This is a genomic window from Actinomycetes bacterium, from assembly GCA_036510875.1.
In the GTDB taxonomy this organism is placed as follows: domain Bacteria; phylum Actinomycetota; class Actinomycetes; order Prado026; family Prado026; genus DATCDE01.
Map to the genome: position 1 here is coordinate 1 of DATCDE010000004.1, position 5,796 is coordinate 5,796.

At 70.9% G+C, this 5,796-nt stretch carries 6 protein-coding genes and 1 pseudogene; 3 read left to right on the forward strand and 4 right to left on the reverse strand.

Features of this window, described 5'->3' with window-relative positions; translation table 11 throughout:
• Positions 1–357: 357 nt before the first annotated feature.
• The 3 genes from VIM19_00050 to VIM19_00060 are packed head-to-tail and all read right to left on the reverse strand — an operon-like array spanning position 358 to position 2,425.
• A complete protein-coding gene (locus VIM19_00050; GenBank protein ID HEY5183311.1) occupies positions 358–1,125 on the reverse strand; it encodes a YwiC-like family protein in 768 nt (255 codons plus the stop codon).
• Positions 1,122–1,550, reverse strand: coding sequence for a hemerythrin domain-containing protein (locus VIM19_00055; GenBank protein ID HEY5183312.1), 429 nt, complete (start codon positions 1,548–1,550; stop codon positions 1,122–1,124). The genes VIM19_00050 and VIM19_00055 overlap by 4 nt, the downstream gene beginning before the upstream one ends.
• 2 nt (positions 1,551–1,552) lie before the next feature.
• The gene (locus VIM19_00060) at positions 1,553–2,425 is read right to left on the reverse strand and encodes a DUF2249 domain-containing protein (GenBank protein HEY5183313.1); all 873 of its coding nucleotides are present in this window, start codon (positions 2,423–2,425) and stop codon (positions 1,553–1,555) included.
• Between VIM19_00060 and VIM19_00065 the strand changes: the two genes are divergently transcribed.
• From VIM19_00065 to VIM19_00075, 3 genes are all read left to right on the forward strand, one after another.
• Positions 2,424–3,185, forward strand: a complete 762-nt coding sequence (locus VIM19_00065) for a transcriptional regulator (protein HEY5183314.1) — start codon at positions 2,424–2,426, stop codon at positions 3,183–3,185. The genes VIM19_00060 and VIM19_00065 overlap by 2 nt on opposite strands.
• On the forward strand, positions 3,182–4,408 hold the full coding sequence (locus tag VIM19_00070; GenBank protein ID HEY5183315.1) for a hypothetical protein: 1,227 nt from the start codon (positions 3,182–3,184) through the stop codon (positions 4,406–4,408). The genes VIM19_00065 and VIM19_00070 overlap by 4 nt, the downstream gene beginning before the upstream one ends.
• A gap of 106 nt (positions 4,409–4,514) precedes the next feature.
• Positions 4,515–4,946, forward strand: a complete 432-nt coding sequence (locus VIM19_00075) for a hypothetical protein (protein HEY5183316.1) — start codon at positions 4,515–4,517, stop codon at positions 4,944–4,946.
• Positions 4,947–5,093: 147 nt separating this feature from the next.
• Here VIM19_00075 and VIM19_00080 read toward each other — a convergent pair.
• Positions 5,094–5,796: pseudogene (locus VIM19_00080) on the reverse strand (transposase).

The window sequence follows — 5,796 nt, forward strand, 5'->3', positions numbered from 1 at the left end:
AGCCGAGCCCATACCCTGACAGAACGCACGCCGTTCCCCCCACCCTCCGATTCCAGCCTTCGACAGCAGGAACCGTAGGCGGGGAACGGCGTGTGGCGCGTCACGGGTCAGTCAGGTACCCACGGATCAGTCACAAGAGCCGGTTTTCAGAATGTGGTCCAGTGATCTTGGTGGAGGACTTCGGCGGAGACGGTGTCCGCCTCCCGGCGCGGGTGATTCGCAGGACGGGCACTCCTCGGCCGGCCCTGAACCGCTCTGGCCGCGCGTAGGGCACTCATGAGACAGCCAGCAGGCCGGATCACGGCCGTGCTCTTCCCCAGCCGGTTGAGCTGTCCGTCCACGACCTTGCTCGACTGCTCACCATGACGCCAGCACTGAGGCCGCCGCTACGAGCAGAAAGCAGCCCAGCTCGATCATGCCGATGGCACCAGGGCGCAGCGGGCGACGGGGCACGAGGAAGGCGCGCACGGCGAGCACGACGAACGGCGCGATCAGCCACGCCCCGCTCGGCCATCCCCACCAGGCGCCGAGTGCGACTGACACGGGCACGGAGGCGACTGCCAGGACGCGGGAGGCGCGGGCGAATCGTGGATCGCGACGCTCCCGGATCAGGGACTTCACGTGCAGCGTCGAGCCCAGGAGTACCAGCGCGCAGACCGCGACGAGGACCCAGACCTGTGTGGGTACGGCGTCCAGGCCGGGCGGCGCCCAGGACCGGCTCCCCGCACCGACGGCCCAGGTGACCGCGACCATCGCGGCGCACTCCACGACGAACACCACGTCGTTGGCCAACGCACGTTCGTCGTTGTTCCGCGCGTAGCGCAGGTTCACCGCGAACAGCACGGCGTAGCCGAGCCCGACCCAGACCAGCCACGGCCGCCCCACGAGCAGGACCACGGCGGTAGGCAGGACGACCGCGGACCACATCAGGAACGGCGCGCGGAACCGCCGCGGGCGCTTGGCACGGACGAGACCGAACGCCGCGAAGGACAACGGGTAGGCCGCCACCCAGACCACTGCGAGCACCACGAGGAGCGGCGTCCATGGGGCGAGCACGGCGCCCAGGACCAGCGGCAGGGCCAGAAACGCCCACGCACCGTGCTGGGGTGGGACATAGACGCTCACGGCGCACGCCCGTCGATGCGATCCCACGCTGCCCAGTCCAGGGCGATGGCGGCAGCCGGGAATACTCCGTTCTCTTCCTTGTCGATGTGGCGGCGCAGCAGCGTCTCGAGCGCGACGACACCCGAGTGGTCCCCCTGGGTGACTCGTGCGAGGTGAGCGTTGATCTCGCGGTGCTCGCCGCACAGAGTGTCGACGTGGGCGGCGAACTCCGGGTCGAGGCGCAGCTCGGCGAACAGTCCCCGCTCCTCACCCGTGGTGTGCGGGTCCAGCAGCGAGATGAGCTTCTCCCCGGCCGTCGCCGTCGCTTCGCCGTCCCCTGCGAGTACCGCGCGGCGCAGGGCCCCGGTGGCGTTGGTGATCGCCACGTGTTCGGCGGAGAGCCGACCGATCACGGTGATGGCGCGGCACCCGCAGTAGGAGCACACGGCTATCGGGTGCGGGTGAGCCGCACCGGCCAAGCGTCTGGACCGCGTTGGTCGTAGCTGACGTTGAACGCGCCCGGCTCCCGGTCCTCGAGCTGGCCGAGCAGGGGCAGCGGGTCATGCGGTGCGATGAGGACCAGCGAGCCGGATACGGGCACCGCGCCGACGGCGCCGAACACCGTGGCGTGCCGGATCGCGTGGGGCACGTTCCGCACGTCGAGCACCGGGGCGTGATCGCTTGCCTCGACCGCACTGCAGCCGCACGCACCCCTGCCGCGAGACTCCGCAGCCGTGGCCGCGTCTCCAGGGTGGTCAACGTGGTCGCCGACACCGAGCAGCTCGTGCATGCCGGCCAGGATCGCCGAGAGCGACACGGTCGGGTCGGCCGCGACCAGCGGAAGGATCAGGTCGCTCTCCTTGGCCAAATGGACGTCGAACAACACCCGCAGCGCGGTCGCCGCAGCCGCGGCACGTATCGGGCTGTCTGCGGCGCGCACGTCCTCGACCAGGCCTTCCAGGACACGGTGCTCGGCGAGCATCGCCTCGACCAGCAACTTGGCCCGTTGGTCGGTGGCGACCGCCGGGTACAGCATCGCCTCCTCCGCGGCGGCGTGGGGCAGCAGCCCGTCGGTACAGAAGTCGACGAGCAGCCCCCGCGACCGGGTCACCGGGGCCACGCCGTTGCCGGACACGGCACCCACAGCGGTGAGGAGGGCGTCCACGTGGGTGGCGAGCGCGCCCGCGAGCTCGGCATGGTGACGGACCACGGCATCCACGGCGGCGGCATCGCTCTCACTTGACGCGACGACCACCCCGGCTCCCGACGCGCGCACTGGCGCGGTGGCACCAGCGGTAGGGGGGACAGGCACGGTGTCCATGAAGAGCCTCCTCGTGCCGGCTCTGGGTGGCCGGATGGGCAGTCAATTTACTACACTGTGCTACGTGGAAATACTGGGGCCGTCGCCGACCCGCCACGACGCGGCACGTGCGCCGCTGTCAGCGCAGCGCTCCCGGGTCCTAGAGGAGCTGCAACGCTCCGTTGCCGCCACCACGGTGGACGAGCTCGCGACCCGGCTGAACCTGCACGCCAACACCGCCCGCAAGCACCTCGAGGCCCTCGTGGGACGAGGGCTCGCGACCCGGACACCGGCTCCGATCATCGGCCGTGGCCGACCCGCGTGGTCCTACGCTGCAGCCACCGGCAACCCGGAACCCGACCACCGCGTGCGTGACTACGCCGGGCTGGCCACCGCGCTCGCCGCGCACATCTCCCGGACCAGCACCGACGCGGAGGCTGACGCTCTCGCCGCCGGCGAGGCCTGGGGCAAGGCTCTCGCCGACGGGATCCCCGCCGGGAGCGCGACCTTCGCGCGACGCACGGTCGTCGACCTGCTCGACAAGCTCGGGTTCGATCCCCACGCCGACCCGCGCGCGACCACGGTCCGACTGCGGCGCTGCCCGCTGCTGGACGCCGCCCGCGCCCAACCCGACATTATCTGCCCGGTCCACCTCGGCATCGTCCGGGGAGCCCTCGCCGAGCTGGGTGGAGAACCGGCACGGGCCGTGCTCTTGCCGTTCGCCGAACCCGGATCATGCCGGCTCCACCTGCACGCGCCCGCGCCCCGGACCGACTCATGAAGCGGTCCACCTGGCATCTGCGCGTCGGTGCGATCGTGGCGGCATGGCTGGTCGCCCTCCTCACGGCCAGTCTGATCGGCGTGTTTCGGCCAGTGACCCCATGGCTGCTCGTGCACCTGCTCCTGCTTGGCGCCGTCAGCAACGCCATCCTGATCTGGAGCAGACACTTTGCCGACGCCCTGCTGCGTCTGCCCGAGGACGACACCCGCCGTGGCCAGGCGGTGCGGCTGGCCCTGTTCAACGCCGGTGCCCTGTCCGTGGTCGCGGGCATGGTCGGGGACATCCAGGCTGCCGTTGCGGTCGGCGCGACGGTCGTAGCCCTCGTCGCCGGGTGGCATGCCGCCGTGCTGCTGATGCGGATGCGTCGAGGGCTGCCCTCACGACTCGGAAGCACCCTGCGCTACTACGTGGCGGCCGCGGCGCTCCTTCCCGTCGGCGTTGCCTTCGGCGTGGCGATGGCCGCGGACACACTCAGCGAGACCGCCCATGCCCAGCTGGCCCTCGCCCACGTCGTCGTCAACCTCCTCGGTTGGATGGGTCTGACCGTGGTCGGCACCCTTGTCACGCTGTGGCCGACGATGCTGCACACCCGCGTCGCAGACGGAGCCGAACGTGCCGCCCGGCGCGCCTTGCCGGTGCTCCTCACCGGACTCGTGGTCAGCGCAACCGGTGCGCTCGCGGGGAACCGCCTTGCCGCCGCAGCCGGGCTCCTCACCTACCTCGCCGGCCTGGCCATGGTCGGCGGACCACTCATCGCCGAGACCCGAACCCGACCGCCCACCACCTACGCCACTCGCTCGATGTTCGCCGCGCAATGCTGGTTCATCGGCTCCGTCGCGGCACTCGCCGCCATCGTCGTCTCCGCGCCCAGCTGGGAGCAGGCAGCCGAAGCGGCCGACCGGCTCGCAGCCCCGTTCCTGATCGGCTTCGCAGTCCAGGTCCTGCTCGGCGCCCTCAGCTATCTGGTCCCCGTCGTCCTCGGCGGCGGTCCGACCGTTACCCGCGCGACAAACGCGGCACTCGACACGGCGGGGACGGCCCGCCTTGCGGCGATCAACGTCGGCCTCGTTACCGCCTCCCTGCCGGTCCCTGACTTCGCCCGGACGGTGGCCGCACTCGTAGTCCTCGCTGGTTTGGCGGGCTTCCTGTCCATGCTGCTGCGCGCTGTTCTCATCGAGCAGTCGATGACTCAGACCAACGCCGAAACGCTCCGTCGCCCCTAGCCGCCGGTAGCCGGCGCTTCCCGGAGCCCTGCTTGGGTCGATAGGGGTGGCGTGGGCCGAGTTCCTTGCTCCTGTGGCGGGGGATTCGCCGGCGTAGAGTGGGGGCATGTCCGAGCGGCGGCTGGAGGTGGTGCGTCAGCCGGATGGCCGCTTCCTCGCCAGTTTCGACGACGGGCAGCCGGCCGTTGAGGTGTCCAGCTGGGACGACGTCCGCCGGCTGCGAGCCAGGCGCCACCTCGTGGACCACTGGGTGGACGATGACCGGCAGGCGTTCATCACGCGGTACGGTCACCCGTTCGACGATTGGTGGGGCCAGTTGACCCCCGCCTGCGCGGAGGCGCTCTTGGCGGATCCGAAGGGAGCGGTTCCACCCCAGCACCATGACGAGGTCAAGCGAACGCTGCGCCACCAACCGCGGCAGGAGGGGCTTGGGCTGGATGGGTCGGCGTTCACCGTGGAGGTGGCTGCCTTCGTCTCGGAGAAGGCCCGGCGGAGGTCGGCAGCCAGCGGCCCCACTGTGGACCACACCCAACGCTGAGCCCGGATCCACCGGGTAGCCCGGTGATGATGGCGTCGATGACGGTGTGCGGGGTTGGCTTGCTGCGGGCGTGGTGATGCGGCCGGGTGCTCCGGCTCTTCCACATCTGGTTCTCCGGTCGGGTCCTGTCGGACGGGGTCGACGGGGTCAGGTCGTGAGCGGTGGTCCGGTGCCGGCGACCAGCCGCTGCCAGTGGTGTTCCCATGGCCAGGCGGCGGGCAGGTGCAGGGTGAGCCGACGGGCGGAGCGGGCGATCCGCGCCGGCCCGTTGATCAGCTGGGCGCGGATGGTGCCGGTGGTCGCTCGGGCATGGAACGCGGAGGCGAGGGTGCCGGCGGCGCGGGTGCGGTTGAACGCCATCGCGGCGCAGACCAGCCAGGCGCTGTTGGCCCAGAAGCGCCCGGAGGGTAGGTGCGCGAGCGGCCCGTTCTTCAGGTCGGCGATGACGTGTTCGACGATCGCGTGCCCACGGTGCGCCGTGTCCGCTTGCAGCATCGGCAGTGGGTTGTCGGTGAACACGGCGGGGTAGCGGTAGGCGGTGAACAGCTCGCTCTGGTGGGCCGGGTTCAGGTCGGGGACGCGACGCACGATCAGCCTCGCCGACACGTGCTTCGCCTTGGCCTTGGAGGTGAACGCGGTGTGGCCGATCTCGGCGACCTCGGCAGCGGAGATCCACGTGCTGGGCTTCGTCGTAGACCGCGTTGGGGTACTTGATCGGTGTCCACGCGTCGTCGCCGATGGCCGCGATCGCCGTGCGGACCGCGGAATCCAGGCGTGCAGTGATCGAGAAGCAGGCGCGCTGGCGGCGGACGGCGGCGATCACGTCGTGGCGGTAGAACGCCGAGTCCGC

Excerpts from the sequence above, each read along its gene's own strand:
- VIM19_00060 (HEY5183313.1), bottom strand. The coding sequence starts at position 2,425 with ATGGACACCGTGCCTGTCCCCCCTACCGCTGGTGCCACCGCGCCAGTG.
- VIM19_00070 (HEY5183315.1), top strand. The coding sequence starts at position 3,182 with ATGAAGCGGTCCACCTGGCATCTGCGCGTCGGTGCGATCGTGGCGGCA.
- VIM19_00065 (HEY5183314.1), top strand. The coding sequence starts at position 2,424 with ATGAAGAGCCTCCTCGTGCCGGCTCTGGGTGGCCGGATGGGCAGTCAA.
- VIM19_00075 (HEY5183316.1), top strand. The coding sequence starts at position 4,515 with ATGTCCGAGCGGCGGCTGGAGGTGGTGCGTCAGCCGGATGGCCGCTTC.